General features: G+C 37.3%; 14 protein-coding genes. All 14 read right to left on the bottom strand.

Annotation, left to right across the window (positions count from 1 at the left end; translation table 11 throughout):
• Nucleotides 1–10: 10 nt before the first annotated feature.
• The 14 genes from G611_RS0108540 to G611_RS0108475 all read right to left on the bottom strand — a co-directional run bounded on the left by G611_RS0108540 (nt 11) and on the right by G611_RS0108475 (nt 14,868).
• A complete protein-coding gene (locus G611_RS0108540) occupies nt 11–1,705 on the bottom strand; it encodes a phospho-sugar mutase (RefSeq protein WP_028243267.1) in 1,695 nt (564 codons plus the stop codon).
• A gap of 17 nt (nt 1,706–1,722) precedes the next feature.
• Nucleotides 1,723–2,829: a cation diffusion facilitator family transporter gene (locus tag G611_RS0108535; RefSeq protein ID WP_028243266.1), complete on the bottom strand. Its 1,107-nt coding sequence runs from the start codon at nt 2,827–2,829 to the stop codon at nt 1,723–1,725.
• A gap of 6 nt (nt 2,830–2,835) precedes the next feature.
• Nucleotides 2,836–3,180, bottom strand: coding sequence for a helix-turn-helix domain-containing protein (locus G611_RS0108530; protein ID WP_028243265.1), 345 nt, complete (start codon nt 3,178–3,180; stop codon nt 2,836–2,838).
• Nucleotides 3,181–3,256: 76 nt separating this feature from the next.
• Entirely contained in the window at nt 3,257–4,408 is a 1,152-nt protein-coding gene (locus G611_RS0108525; protein WP_081657016.1) for a GGDEF domain-containing protein, read from the bottom strand.
• Nucleotides 4,409–4,536: 128 nt separating this feature from the next.
• Nucleotides 4,537–5,412: an aldose 1-epimerase family protein gene (locus tag G611_RS0108520; RefSeq protein WP_036948770.1), complete on the bottom strand. Its 876-nt coding sequence runs from the start codon at nt 5,410–5,412 to the stop codon at nt 4,537–4,539.
• 389 nt (nt 5,413–5,801) lie between these two features.
• On the bottom strand, nt 5,802–7,661 hold the full coding sequence (gene recQ / locus G611_RS0108515) for a DNA helicase RecQ (protein WP_028243262.1): 1,860 nt from the start codon (nt 7,659–7,661) through the stop codon (nt 5,802–5,804).
• Between the two features lie 12 nt (nt 7,662–7,673).
• Nucleotides 7,674–8,471, bottom strand: coding sequence for a hypothetical protein (locus G611_RS15360; protein WP_051195175.1), 798 nt, complete (start codon nt 8,469–8,471; stop codon nt 7,674–7,676).
• Between the two features lie 619 nt (nt 8,472–9,090).
• The gene (locus G611_RS0108505) at nt 9,091–10,401 is read right to left on the bottom strand and encodes a hypothetical protein (protein ID WP_028243261.1); all 1,311 of its coding nucleotides are present in this window, start codon (nt 10,399–10,401) and stop codon (nt 9,091–9,093) included.
• 67 nt (nt 10,402–10,468) lie between these two features.
• On the bottom strand, nt 10,469–11,086 hold the full coding sequence (locus tag G611_RS0108500) for a flavodoxin family protein (RefSeq protein WP_028243260.1): 618 nt from the start codon (nt 11,084–11,086) through the stop codon (nt 10,469–10,471).
• 24 nt (nt 11,087–11,110) lie between these two features.
• Complete coding sequence (locus G611_RS0108495) at nt 11,111–11,941, bottom strand: deoxyribonuclease IV (RefSeq protein WP_028243259.1); 831 nt, start codon at nt 11,939–11,941, stop codon at nt 11,111–11,113.
• A 144-nt stretch (nt 11,942–12,085) separates the two neighbouring features.
• Nucleotides 12,086–12,388, bottom strand: coding sequence for a Dabb family protein (locus G611_RS0108490; protein WP_028243258.1), 303 nt, complete (start codon nt 12,386–12,388; stop codon nt 12,086–12,088).
• A gap of 81 nt (nt 12,389–12,469) precedes the next feature.
• Nucleotides 12,470–13,081, bottom strand: a complete 612-nt coding sequence (locus tag G611_RS0108485; RefSeq protein ID WP_028243257.1) for a sugar O-acetyltransferase — start codon at nt 13,079–13,081, stop codon at nt 12,470–12,472.
• A gap of 8 nt (nt 13,082–13,089) precedes the next feature.
• Nucleotides 13,090–13,932 (bottom strand): LD-carboxypeptidase, encoded by an 843-nt coding sequence (locus G611_RS0108480; RefSeq protein ID WP_028243256.1) that lies wholly within the window; start codon nt 13,930–13,932, stop codon nt 13,090–13,092.
• A gap of 12 nt (nt 13,933–13,944) precedes the next feature.
• On the bottom strand, nt 13,945–14,868 hold the full coding sequence (locus G611_RS0108475) for a DMT family transporter (protein WP_036948766.1): 924 nt from the start codon (nt 14,866–14,868) through the stop codon (nt 13,945–13,947).
• Nucleotides 14,869–14,877: the final 9 nt, after the last annotated feature.

Genomic DNA, 14,877 nt, shown 5'->3' with positions numbered 1-14,877 from the left:
ATTTTTTTGCTTATTCTACAGAATTGATTAATGCGAAAATCTCTTCTTTGATAGCTTTGTTTGTTGCAAGTGCGTTCTCGCGTGAATCACGGTTTGAATAGAAGTAGAACTTAATCTTAGGTTCTGTTCCTGAAGGTCTGATTGCAAACCATGAGCCGTTGTCTAAGAATAGGCGGATTGCATTCTGTGCTGGGATATCTTCATATCCGTTAATGTAATCAATAACCTTTTCAACCTTTGCGCCAGCAACCTCTGTTGGAAGGTTCTCTCTGAACCACTTCATCATACGCTGAATACGCTGTGCCCCAGGAATTCCCTCTAAAATGATGTTTGGCTCGTCCTCTGCGAAGAAACCGTACTTAGCGTAGATTTCCTGAAGAACATCCCAAAGTGTCTTTCCCTGCTTGCGATAATATGCAGCTGCCTCAGCAACCATCATACCTGCTGAAATACCATCCTTGTCACGGATGTCTTCGCAGATAGCATATCCAACTGACTCCTCATATCCGAAGAGATATGTGTAACCATTCTCGTGAAGATATGGGATTTTTCCACAAATGTTCTTAAATCCTGTAAGAGTTTCAAACATTTCCACACCATAAGCCTTTGCCATGATTGTAGAAAGTGTAGATGTAACGATAGACTTAACCATTGCACCCTTAGCAGGAAGTGTGCCAGCATCCTTGTGTCCTTCAAGTACATAGTTTACAAGAAGGTAGCCTGTCTGGTTACCGTTAAGAGGTACGTAGTTACCCTCGCTATCGCGAATCTCAATAGCAAATCTGTCTGAATCTGGGTCAGTAGCCATAAGAAGCTCTGCACCAAACTTGCGTCCATATTCCTCAGAAAGCTTGAATGCCTTAGGGTCCTCTGGATTAGGATATCCTACAGTCTTAAAATCTGGGTCTGGATTCTCCTGCTCAGGTACGATTGTCCAGTTAGAGAAGCCTCTGTCTGTAAGCATCTGTCTAAATGGGATAGAACCGCAGCCGTTAAGTGGTGTGTAAACAAGAGGAATGCTAAGGTCAAGCTCGTCTCCTTCGTGAATTGCAAGAGACTCAATCTTATCTAAGTATTCTCTGTCATATTCTGCACCAAGAACTGTGATTTTGCCAGCCTTTACGCACTCATCAAAATCAGCCTTCTTAACGCCATTCCACATATCAACTGCGTTAATGCAATCTGTCATACCATCTGCGATTTCAGATGAAACCTGGCATCCGTCATCCCAGTATGCCTTGTAGCCGTTGTATTCCTTTGGATTGTGGCTGGCTGTGATGTTGATACCTGAAACTGTTCCAAGTCTTCTAATCATGTATGCAAGCTCAGGTGTTGGTCTTAAATCTGGGAACACATAAACCTTAATTCCATTTGCTGCAAAAATGCCTGCTGCAAGCTGTGAGAATTCCTTTGAGAAATGTCTTGGATCGTGAGCGATTACAACACCCTTATCCATGGCATCCTGTCCCTTTGAAACGATGAAATCAGCAACACCCTGTGTAGCCTTTCCAACTGTAAAGAAATTCATACGGTTAGTACCAGCACCAACCTTACCACGTAAGCCTGCTGTACCAAATGAAAGGTCCTGATAAAATCTATCTTCTATATCCTTTTCGTCGTTTTTAATTGCCTCAAGCTCTGCCTTTAATGGGTCATTGCTCTCAAGCTTTTCAAGCCATTCGTTGTATCTTGCTTTGTAGTCCATTACTACCTCCTAAAACTTTAATCTGATAAATCAATATCCATGTTAATATGGAATGTATATTGTGGATATTCTTTTTTGAACTCATCAACAATTGTGTTAAATAGCGACTTTCTATTTTTAGCATCAAAGCTGATAACTAAATCAAAGCTAACTATCTGTTCTACATTATCATAATAAAATCCATGGATTTGTTTAACATACTCATGCTTTTTGGCAAACTTAGAAAATTCTTTTCTAAGCTTGTCTGCTTCGGAATCCTTTTTGTTTTTGCAATAAATGCCGATTCCCTCAAGACCTACTCCAGTTTCTTCCAATACCTTGAAAGCAATTGCTCGCTGAAGTTGGTCAAGTTGGGACATATTCATGTCTTCATCAACTTCTATATGAACCGAGCCAACATAACGCTCTGGTCCGTAATTATGAAGGCTTAAATCGTAAGCACCAAGTACCTCGTCAAAGCCCACTATTACTCTTTTTACATCGTGGCTTAGCTGCATTTCAATTCTTTCGCCCAAAATATGGGAAATTGTATCAGTAATCATTTCATAACCAGATTTGATAATGACTATGGAAATGATAGCACCAAGCCATGCCTCTAAACTAAGTCCCGAAACCAAAAAGATAATAGCAGCAAGAAGTGTTGATGCTGAAATAATAGAATCAAGTTTAGCATCCTCACCAGAGGCAACTAACGAATCTGAATTAACCTCAGTTCCAACCTTTTTGACATAGGTTCCAAGAATAATCTTTACGATAACTGCAACTGCCACAATAATAAGGCTGGTTAAATTGTATTCAGGAGTCACTGGGTTAAAAATCTTTTTAACAGATTCAACCAATGATGTAATACCTGCATAAGAAACGATGATTGCTATCATGGCAGCACTGATATATTCAACTCTTCCATGACCTAATGGATGCTTTTTATCTGGCTCCTTGCCAGCAATCTTTGTTCCTATTATCGTAATTACGGATGACAAGGCATCGCTTAAGTTGTTAACGGCATCAAGTACGATAGCAATAGAGCCTGTTACCGTTCCAACAAAAGCTTTGAAACCTGCCAGTAAAACGTTAGCGCCGATACCAATAATACTTGTCTGAATTATCTTTTTACCACGTTCCATAACAAACTATTTTTTGTTCTTAAGATTCTTAACGTAAGTCTTAAGCTCCTCCTTTGTTTTCTTATTAAGCTTCTCCATTTTCTTAAGCACATCGTATTCTGCGGTGCCTTCGCTTGCGATAAGAAAATCTATCTCTCCTGCCCCCTTAGAAGGAATAGTATCCTGCAAGACCTCAAATGGTGAAACGTCTAAAACATCACAGATTGACATAATCTTGTCTGCTGAAGGATTGGTCTTTTTTCTTTTCCAATCACTGATTGTGCTTTGAGCAATCCCTGTACGTTCAGCCAATTCAAGCTGTGTAACCCCTTTTTCTTCCATTAACATGAAAATTCTCTCACTAATAATCATAAACTGCACCCCCTCCATATTTGCATCAATATTGCATATACGATAATTATACCTAACTTTAACTCATGTCACAAGTTCAGTCATACTTTAAGCTTTTGTTATGATGTTTTTGCTTTTCTATATACATCAATCTATCGATGGTCTGCTGGAATTCCATAAGATCAAGACCGCTTCCATGATTGTATTCTTCATAACCACAGCTTACACCCACATTCTTTGGCCAGTTATATCTTCTTTTAGCCTTCGTTATGCTACCCTTGAAGGTTTCTACCTTTTTGGAAACCTCAGCTTTAGTCATGTCTTCCACTACAACACAGAATTCATCTCCACCAAATCGGCCAATATAACTGTCAGCACCAAAAATATCCACCAAATTATCTGCGACCACTTTAATAGCCTTATCGCCTGCAGCATGGCCCAAGCTGTCATTGATATCTTTGAAATTATCAATATCTATCATTACTGCGCAAAAATCTTTTCCTAAAGCTATCGAATTCTTTACCATCTGTTGCAGCTTAATATCAAGTCCGCGCCTATTAAGCACGCCTGAAAGATAATCAATATTAACATCCTTGCTTTGGTAGAAGAAAAACAGTATCAGGCATCCTAAAGATATACCGGCATAGGTAGTATCAAGATTGGCTAAAAATACCTGTAGTACAGAACCAACAAATGACAGCCCCGGCAAGAATAGTATCATCTGCTTATATTCGCTCTCAAAATTATTTCTAAAGACAACCGCATATACCAATAAAAGGCAAATAAAAATCATCAAAAAAATTGCCCTTTGATAAAACAGGCTTCCGCGGTAGTAAATACCATCCTCAAAATAAAAGAACCACCTCTTTTTCCATATAGCTGCAATAGCTACTAATACAATATTTGTAATTGCAAAAAGCTCAAAAGATATTCTAAAGATTACTCTGGCCCTTTTATTTCCATCATCCATCCAACCATCCATATAGTAGATTGCATACAAGATATCTAATGGGTCTAATAAGAAAATCAAAAAGTATCCAATTTGAGCCAGGAATAAATATTTATTGGGGTATTGTTCTCCAATTCGTCCGATGGACTCTGAAAGTAACAAAATAAGGGTGCATTTAAGAATAGCAGAATAGTTCTTGCCTTTTTGCAACCTGGAAGATTTATTCTGAAATATTAATAGTAGTATTAAAAGTATTGATGTGAAGAAATTAAGCGTTACCCAGCTTTCGACTTCTATCATAAGCTTCCCTCAATCTACATACTAATTTTGTGAACAATAATACATTTTAAAGCATATCATAAAAAATGTTCAAAATTGTGAAAAGGCGCAGGAAATATTGAATTTCTTGCGCCTTTGTTATTAGTTTATTAGCAAACTGTTATTTCGTAAACACTATTGAATTCATCCTTTGGATTTAGGCTGTTACCGTACTCTCTCTCCTCAAGCATCTGGTTGAAGCCTACTCTATCACATCTTCCATACCATGGCTCGATGCATACAAATGGTGCATGCTTGCCCACTGGTGACCAAACACCAAATAATGGAGTTGGGCATGTAACTTTGACAAATGGCTTCTTATCGCTATCAAGTATTGTAACCATATCAGCCTGCTTATCTTCTATTACAAGGGCATCCTTGGAAAATACCTCATCAGACATCTTTAAGACACCATCCTCTAGTTTGTATATATCCTGCCCATCTGAAAGACATCCGCTGCCATCGTTTGCAATAACATTTGCAGTAATTGCCTCTACAGGCTTGCCAGCCTTTTCGAATAATAAATAATCTGTATCCAGGCTGCAGTTAAATGCAGGGTGAGCTCCAATTGAAAAATGAATTCTTCTATAATCAGTATTTTCCACCTTCCAGCATACCTTAACTGTAGAATCCTCTAATATATAGCTGATTGTAAGCTTGAAATCGAATGGATACTTCTCGTGAGTCTCCTCATTTGAGGTCAACTCATAGGTAAGCTTGTTATCCTCTTTTGCAACAAATGTGAAATCCATATCTCTTGCAAATCCATGCTGGCCCATCTCATATATGTTGCCCTCATAAATTGACTTTTTCTGATAGTAGCAGCCTACCACTGGAAACAACACTGGCGATGTTCTTCCCCAAAACGCAGCATCCGCCTGCCACATCATCTCTCTATCATCGCTTTTACGCACTAATGACTTTATCTCAGCTCCATGATCTGAAACAGTTAGCTTTAGCTTCTGGTTTTCAATTATTTGGTTCATTTTGCGCTCCTTCTTTATCTTCCTCTTGTCTGTCATCCTAATGTATTATACCAAACATTAGATGTTATGGCATATTTCATCTTAAATCTGGAAGTTTGTCCCAGCATTTTGGTTAATGTTACGGTAAATCTGTTAAATTCCCTATTTTTAACGTATCACATTTTTTTCTATTCTCGTCTACATACATAAAATCTAGAATAGCATCACATTTTTCCGTAAATTCTTATATATCCAGATTATTGCTGTTACATAAGAATTATAAGCTTTATTTGTTTTACCGTAGTATTCAATTTGGTCAAAGCAAATCACTACGGCATTTTTCTTTAGGGAAGGCTTTTTTATGTATTTTTTAGTCCTTAATGTTTTTGCTCTTACGGTAAATCTATTAATTAGCAGTCATTTTCATGTAAATTCATATTCTTAGAGCTGTTTCTGCTATATTCAACTATTGCGCCTATGAACTCATCTCCATATTTTTCTGCTTTCGCTTGGCCAACACCTGATACATCCAGGAACTCATCTATTGTCTTTGGACATTTATTAACCATATCAACTAAAGTCTTATCGCTAAATACGATATAAGGAGGCATCCCCTCTTCTTTTGCTAATCTCAACCTAAGTTTTCTAAGCAATTCAAATAAAGTCTCATCTTTCTTATCTTTCTTATCTTTAATATTATTGCTAGGAGCTTTTTTCTTAACACTTTTGCACTGCTTTACATTATATGGCTCTGCTTGCTTCAATCTATCAATATTTCCCATTCGAAGAACACTATATTTACTATCTGTTTGAACTAGCAGGCCGTCACAAATCATTTGATTAATTAAAGTTCGCAGATTAACTTCTGTTTCATCCTTAAGCTGCCCATAAGACTTGTAATTTACAGTTCCAATATCTATTAGTTTTGAGCTTCTTGCGCCTCTAAGAGTTTTTATTACAACATTTATTCCGTAGCTTCCCTTTGTTTCGGCAACACAATTAATAACCCATTTTGCCTGTTCTTTCATATCAGCAACTTTGTATTCTCTACTGCAATTGCCACATTTATTGCAATCCCCTTTTTTATTTTCACCAAAGTAGGTCAAAATATAGTCTCTTAAACAACTTGTTGTTTGACAATATTCAATCATAGATTTTAATCTCAACGAGTCATTATGCTTTACAAGCTCTACATCTTCGGGTGATACATTACTAAAATCCTTATTTTCAAGCAAAAACTTATTTATCACTATATCCTGGGATGAAAACAACAATGTACACTCAGCTTCTTCACCATCTCTACCAGCTCGTCCTGCTTCCTGATAGTAGTTTTCAATGCTTTGTGGCATATTATAATGAATTACAAATCTAACATTAGATTTATCTATTCCCATTCCAAAAGCATTAGTTGCAACAATAATATCTTTTCTATCATAAATAAAGTCATCTTGATTCTTTTTTCTATTGCTATTGCTTAAACCAGCATGATACATAGTTGCATTAATGTCCGCCTTTATTAAAGCTTCGTATATTTTTTCTACATTTTTTCTTGTTGCGCAATATATAATGCCAGCCTGATTTTGGTGTTGAAGTATGTAATCAACAACGTATTTCTCTTTTTTTGTAGTTGCTTCCACTCGATAATATAGATTAGTTCTATCATAGCCTGTACTGGTTATTTGCGGATTTATTAATTCTAATCTTTCAATAATGTCATTTTTAACAGCAGCAGTTGCCGTGGCTGTAAATGCACTTAATACTGGTCTTTTTGGTAATCTTTTTACAAATTCTGAAATTCTAAGATAGCTTGGTCTAAAATCCTGGCCCCATTGTGAAAGACAATGGGCTTCATCTACTGTAACCATAGAAATGTTTAACGACCTGCAATATTCCCAAAATTTTACGTTATCTAACCTTTCTGGTGAAACATACATTATTTTGTATTTTCCAGCTGAAACATCTGCGAAAACTTTAGCTATTTCCAAATCTGTCAGAGAAGAATTTATATAGCAGGCTTCTATCTGAGCGCTTTTTAGCGCCTTCACCTGATCTTGCATAAGTGATATTAATGGCGAAATCACAATTGTAATACCATCAAACATTAATGCTGGTATTTGATAACATATCGATTTACCTGCTCCCGTAGGCATAATTGCCAAACAATCATTTCCTTCTAAAATAGTATTGATGACAGCTTCTTGTCCTTCTCTAAAATCATCATAGCCATAATACTTCTTTAAAATACTTATAGGTTCATTTATATTATTCATTATTTCTCCCAACTAAACACAATATTCCTTTATTTTCTTTTCTATTTCTTCTATGTCCAATGGTCGCTCCATTGATTCCATTGAAAAGACAATGTTATTTCCTATGGTATAACCTGCCCTCTCATATTCTCTTAGCTTATTGAAGTTTTTACTTGCATACTCACCATCATCAATCATACCTAGATGTTCCCAATATATAGTCTTCTTTTTTCGAACATTCAATATTGCAAAATCTGGATAGATGACATTATCCTCTGAAAGCTTCAATTCAGGTTCATATACATAATCTAAACCATATTCATTAAAATAATCCGCTATAATCATTTCTGATTTGGATCTAACATATTCTCCTCGTCGAGTTTTAAAGTTTCCCTTCTCGTAAAATTTATTTTGATCTCCATGCATTTCACTTTGCCATCTGGAAATGAACATATCGTCTGTTTCCACAATGGGAACTATCACATTTCTTTTCTCTTCATTGTAGTTTTCATAAATATTGTTAATAGCTTTGACATCATAATTTTTAGCGAATGTTTTTATTGATTTTTCAAGCTTCAATAAAAGTCTATTTTCTTTTTCTTCGTAATCACGTTGCAAATATTTGGTGTAATTCTTTACATCCTTCTTAGCTAAATATTTTCGTTCACCATTAATTGCTTCATAATATTGATAGGTTCCATTACATTTAGAAATATATATATGTTTTTTAGGAACATCTTTATATTTAATCATATTTTTATTTGATTTTTTAAGCAGAGCTTGAATTTCTCCAAGCTGCTCTATTAATAGACTACTAATATCTTCAATCATCGAAATATCTCCTTGCTTTTCTTAACTATTAAAAAATAAACTATTTAACATACCTATTTGGGGCGATAAATTACGGAAATCAGAATTACCACATTGGTTTTACCGTACATTGCTACATCAGCTGCTATATAGATATACATTAAACTTTTCGTATACACTATTTTTCATGTAATAACTGATGCGTAACCACTATTGCAGATTTCATTTATTACCAATTATTAATTTGTGTGGATTATAGTTCGCGATATTTACCTAATAACTTTCAATATCGTCAACTTTTATGTAATAGGAATTATAAGATTGAAAAAATCTTACGGAAAATTAGACAATAATTTGCGTTCTTATGTACTAAATTCACAGACATACATTAATAACGCTCTATTAATATACTTTTATGTATTCGTTTAGTCAAGGTATCTGTTATATTTATATTGTATTTTTGATTAAACACGTTTTCTCATAACACTGCATAACTGTATTCCCAGAAATCTAGCTTTACCACCTAAAAAACACAGCGAGACCACCAACTATTGCATTCACAGTAATCCTAAGCTTCAAATTTCATAGAATTACTGGTGCAAACAGAGGTAGTCTCGATGCATTTATTTCTTTATAAAATTTACCAATGTGTTTTGTGCTCATCAATAACTTCATCGGTCTCCAGGTTGACTAGGTAGAAGCCCATTAGCTTGGCTTCGGATTGGCCTAGGGAATTGCCGTTTTCATCTAGAGGCTCTGCTTCTAGGACAAGCTCAATGCAGCTATTGCCGCTGTCGTCGTCCTTTGTGCCGTTGTCATAAAGGATGTATACGTAGTCATCGTCCTGGGCCACTGTGCCCTTGACGTAACCCTTGGCTGTGTAGCCTAATTCCACGGAGAAATCATCGATGACACCGTCCTTCTGCAAATAGTTGCACAGCACAATCATTTTATTCATAATATCCAGCTCTGATGGATAAGAATCATCGTAGTAATCATCCTCAGAATAATCACTGTAGTCATCATCGCTGTAGTCATCATAGCTGTCGCTATAATCATAATACTCATCAGTTTCGTAATCGTCACTGACTTCGGTTTCATCACTGCTTAGTCCGTACCTGAGAGCATCATTTGAGAAAACAACAGCAATCGCTATAACTATAGCAATTATCAGTCTTAATGGTTTATTTATCGGAGCCTGCAGGTCTAAGGATTTATTTCTTTTTACAAACATGCAGATAGAAATAACAATGCTCATAAGAATAATGCCAAAACCTATTGCCTGCAAAAAACCAAATAATAAAATGGTTGTTTTAGAAAATCCATAGGCAATAAGCATTGTGTAATCGATACAAGCCGCCATTAAAGCTATTATTACAATTACATATACAAATAAAAGTCTAACGCCCTGTGGCTTTCTCTTTTCAGCCAAAAGCTTTTCCCTGTCTATTGAAGCTTCCTCAGAATCCAGCCATTCCTGCAGTATTTTAAGAGCGTTGGGCTGATAGTTGCCTGTAACCTGGCTAAGAGCTTCGCGGCATTTAGCTTTGTCTCCCATCAAGGCACAGTTCATAGCCATGTGAACGAGATGCCTGTTTTTTAAGAATTTAGTTTTAAGCTTTGCTTTGTAATAAATGAAGTAGTTAAAATCAAATTTTTCCTGGTCGCTAAAATCATTATGCTTTTTAGAAAAATGATAATTAATGAGCGCCAAAATTCCACTACTTAAAACTAGGATTTCTAGTGCTATGTAAACATAAGCCGCTTTAACCAGATAGAGGCCAAAGAAATCTTTCTTTATAAACCAATAATAAACTAAAAACAAGCAAGCTAAGCAATACAGCAAAACAATTCTTCTGCTTAAGAGATATTTCTTTGCAAGCTCAACGCCCCTGCTATCTGGTTTATATTCATCAATATTTATCGATTCATCATCAAACATATTATTCATTTTATGTGTTCACCATATTTTCTTAATAGTAATTTTATTTAGTAACCCCTGATGTCACATCATTTTATTATTTAACAAAATTAGTAAAAATATGCTCTTCCTTTTCTGGTAAACCAAACTGCTCTTTTCCAAGAGCGATACTCTTCATTAAGAAAGACATGTTTCTAGCTAAAACTCTAAGTGTCTGTAGTCCCTCTTCATCAGAAGCTGCCTCTCCTGGAAGTCTACCATGAACGCTATTCCAGTACTGGCTGGATGCTACAGGCATGCCAGAAATTGTAAAGTATTTGTTTAATTCATCGTATGTAGCTGAAAGACCGCCTCTACGTGCCACTACCACGCTGGCTCCCACCTTCATTGTCTTGTCAAAGCCTGTGCTGTAGAACAATCTATCAAGGCAAGCGATAAGTGTTGCATTGGCTGAAGCATAATAAACCGGTGATGCTACAACCAAACCATCTGCCTCTTCGAATTTAGGGGCAAGCTCATTTACAACATCATCAAAAACGCATTTTCCCTTTGTAGCACATGAGCCGCAGGCAATGCAGCCCCTAACATCCTTATTTCCAATCTGAACAACCTCAGCCTCAATTCCTTGCTCCTCAAAGATTTTGGTCATTTCATTTAATGCAACTGATGTATTTCCGTCCTTACGTGGACTACCGTTAATAATTAATACCTTCATTTGACTCCTCCTACTATGTGTTAACTAGCTCATCCAGCTGTTAACAATTGCGATTTCTTCCATGTATCCCTTATCATCGTTTGGTGTTTCCAGAATGAATGGAAGATTCTGTGTAACTGGATGCATGGCAATTCTTTTCATTGCATCCATTCCGATGTAGCCCTGCCCCAGCTTTTCGTGGCGGTCCTTTGCGGCACCGCATTCGTTTTTGCTATCATTGAAATGGATTGCCTTAAGTCTGTCCAAGCCGATTATCTTATCGAACTTGGTCAGCACACCGTCTAAATCATTGACGATGTCATAGCCTCCATCCCAGATATGGCAGGTGTCCAGACAAACACCAAGCTTGTCATTTAATGTGGTGCGGTCAATTATTTCTCGAAGCTCCTCAAAGGTCTTTCCCACCTCTGAGCCCTTGCCCGCCATGGTTTCAAGAAGGACTGTGGTGTTCATATCCTCCCATAGAGATTGATTAAGTCCATCTGCAATCTGCTGAATTCCAGTCTCTGTTCCCTGGCCAGTGTGGGAGCCTGGATGGAAATTATAGTACTGATGTGGAACCTGCTCCATACGCTGCAAATCCTGCTGAAGCATATCTAGGGCATTCGCTCTAGTCTCTGGCTTTGCCGAGCAAAGATTCATCGTGTAGCTTGCGTGTGCCACAAGTGTTCCAAACTTTTCTTTTTCAAGGATTGCCTGAAGCTTTTCAACATCAGCAGGCTCAATATCCTTCGCTTTTCCACCTCTTGGATTTCTTGTAAACCATGCAAAGGTATTTCCACCAAATTCTGTCATCTGGCGTCCCATTGCTTCGTAACCATTTGTCACTGATAAGTGACAGCCTATATATATCATGTATTACCTCGTTATTAAATTATGACTTCTTGCTGACCCAACAATGAAATTGTCAGCAAGAATCCTGCTTTGCAGGACATGAAAATAGATAAATCTATTTTCATGGTATTTACGATTCATGTTTTTCTGATGAAAAACATGAATCTATACTTCAAAGTCTAAACAGCTTCTGATTTTTGTGTAAGGTCTAACCTTTCCATCTGCTACTGCAACATGGTCTGGGTGAACTGCGTAGCCCTTTAAAGCCTCTTCATTTTCAAAAGTAGAATCAAGCATCAAATCAGCATTTGAGCTGGCAAGTCCGTTGATGTTAACCTTGATATCGACCATTCCAGGAATCTTTCCTGCAAGACCTTCTAATCCTTCTTTAATGCCTTGCTTTACCTGCTCCTTTTCCTCTGCTGAAAGCTCGTCCTTAAGTGTCCATAAAATAATGTGTTTTACCATGACAATTCTCCTTTTATCTATATACAATAGTTTCTAACCATCTTTGGGATGTCCATGAATAGAATTATATTGCAAATCCTTCTACTTGTAATCTTCTACATCAAATTTTCTATCTTTAAAATAATAATCTCTGTCGTCCTCAGTGATTTCTCTCACTATCCTGCAAGGATTTCCTACCGCAATTACGTTATCTGGAAGATCTTTGGTTACCACGCTTCCTCCACCGATGACTACGTTATTTCCAATTGTTACCCCTGGCATGATGCAGGTGTTTCCGCCAATCCATACATTATCACCAATAGTGATGTCAATTCCATATTCGTAGCCTGTATTGCGGGAATCAGGATGAATAGGATGCCCTGCAGTGTAAATAGCAACGTTTGGTGCTATCTGGGCGTTGTCACCAATTTTGACCTTGCCAACATCAAGTATAACCAGATTATAGTTGGCAAAGAAGTTTTCGCCCACTTCTATGTTGTAGCCATAGTCGCAGTGAAAAGGTGATTCTATACATACTGTGTTTCCAGTTTTGCCAAGAATTTCCTTGATTAATTTGTCCTTTCCAGCTGTGTCGCCTGGATCCATATTATTGTACTTGAAAATCCTCTTTTTGTTTTCCAATCGCTCCTCGCTAAGCCCATCCAGACAAGCCTTGTATGGAAGATTAGCAAGCATTCTCTCCTTTTGGTTCATATTGCACCTCATTCTTTCTCTAGCCTTATTTCTCCGCCGATGACAATTGCCTTAGAGTCAAACCCATGTCCAATTTCTCTTGTTGAGGCAACTGGTAAATCCTCACTAATGTGCATTTTTAATAAATCATAAACTGTCAATTGAAGATTTTCCTTTTCATAATTTGTAAATGTGCCAAGTAACACTCCTTCCACTTCATCAAATACTCCAATCTGCTCAAGCTGAGCAAAAAGGGTAGCTATCTGGCCCGAGCCTCCTCCGTATGATTCCAGTAACAATACTTTTCCTTTCATATCTGGCCAATACTTTGTACCTGCAAGCTTAGTGAAGCATCTGATATTTCCTCCAACCACAACGCCTTCCATTGAGTTTCCCTGAAGGAATTTGTAATTCAAGTTAAACAGCTTGGAGGCATCACCATTTAAATATTCCTGAAATCTATCTTTAAGCAGCGCATCATCAGAATAAACCATATTTTTCACCTGATATAATACCGATGATTTTCCAGTCATTGCATATATCCCGTTTAGGATGGTAGTTAAATCACTATAGCCCCAAAATGTCTTATTGGACTGTGCTATCAGATCAAAATTAAGATATTTCAGAACCCCATTAGCTAAATCGCCACCTGAAATATCATAAATAGCTTCTATAGAATCATCCTTATAAAAACTCATTAAATCAGCGGCTCTCTCTTCATCTGTCCCACTAAATTCATCAATCTCTGACACAATATGAGGGGCTCTAACCGTTTCAACCCCCATGCTATCAAGGACTTCTTCTAACTCATCTATTTGATATGCCCACTCCTTACTATGTCCATTTGAGCAAGCTGATAATCCCACTTTCATTTTCTAATTCTCCTAATTTTTCGCCCTATTAACAATAAATATTCCAAGACTCACAAGCACTAGCGCCACCAAGTACTTTAAAGTAATTGTCTGCCACTCTGACAGGAATATTGCTGAAAGGATTGCTCCAAAAATTGGATTCGTAAATCCGTATATGGTGACTGATGATACTGGATTGTACTTTAGTAGCACGCCCCAGATGGAATAAGCCACTGATGATATCAAAGCCATATAGATAATGAGTGGAATGCCGGCAGGGGATGTCATGTGAAGTCTGCCACCAGCCAGTATTCCTACGATTATCATTATAAGACCGCCAATAATAAACTGATATCCGCTGAGCGTGACAGGATTTTCCCTGAGAGAATATTCCTTAATAAGTACTGATGAAATAGCATAGGATACTGAAGCTATAAGGATAAAGCCTTCGCCATTTATTGCAAAGCCTGCGCCCATGTCTCCGCCAGCTAAGCTAACCAATATCACACCTGCAGCTCCCAGCACGCAGCCTACCATCTTATTGGTAGTGAGTTTTTCCTGTTTCCTCACAAGGGAAGCCATCAGGATTGCGAAGAAAGTGCTCATGCCATTAATAATGGATGATTTCACTCCTGATGAGTGCGCAAGTCCCATGTAGAAAAAGAAATATTGAAGGACAGTCTGGAAGATGCTGAGCTTGCAAACCATTCCCCAGGAATCCTTTTTGGGAAACAATACCTTTTCCTGAAGAAGGCTACCGAAAATGATTGCCAATATCCCTGCCAGGAAAAATCTGATTCCTGCAAAAAGGATCTGGGACATGCTATCGCCGGAGCCTATTTCAAATAATCTATATCCTATTTTAATGCTTGGAAATGCGCTACCCCACAGCAGGCAGCAAAGTATTGCCAGGCCGCATACTACAATTTTGTTTTTTAATATCGTTTTATTTTCCATCAAATATCT

Source organism: Pseudobutyrivibrio ruminis AD2017, assembly GCF_000424305.1.
Lineage (GTDB): Bacteria > Bacillota > Clostridia > Lachnospirales > Lachnospiraceae > Pseudobutyrivibrio > Pseudobutyrivibrio ruminis_B.
This window is presented reverse-complemented; position numbering and strand designations above follow the sequence as displayed.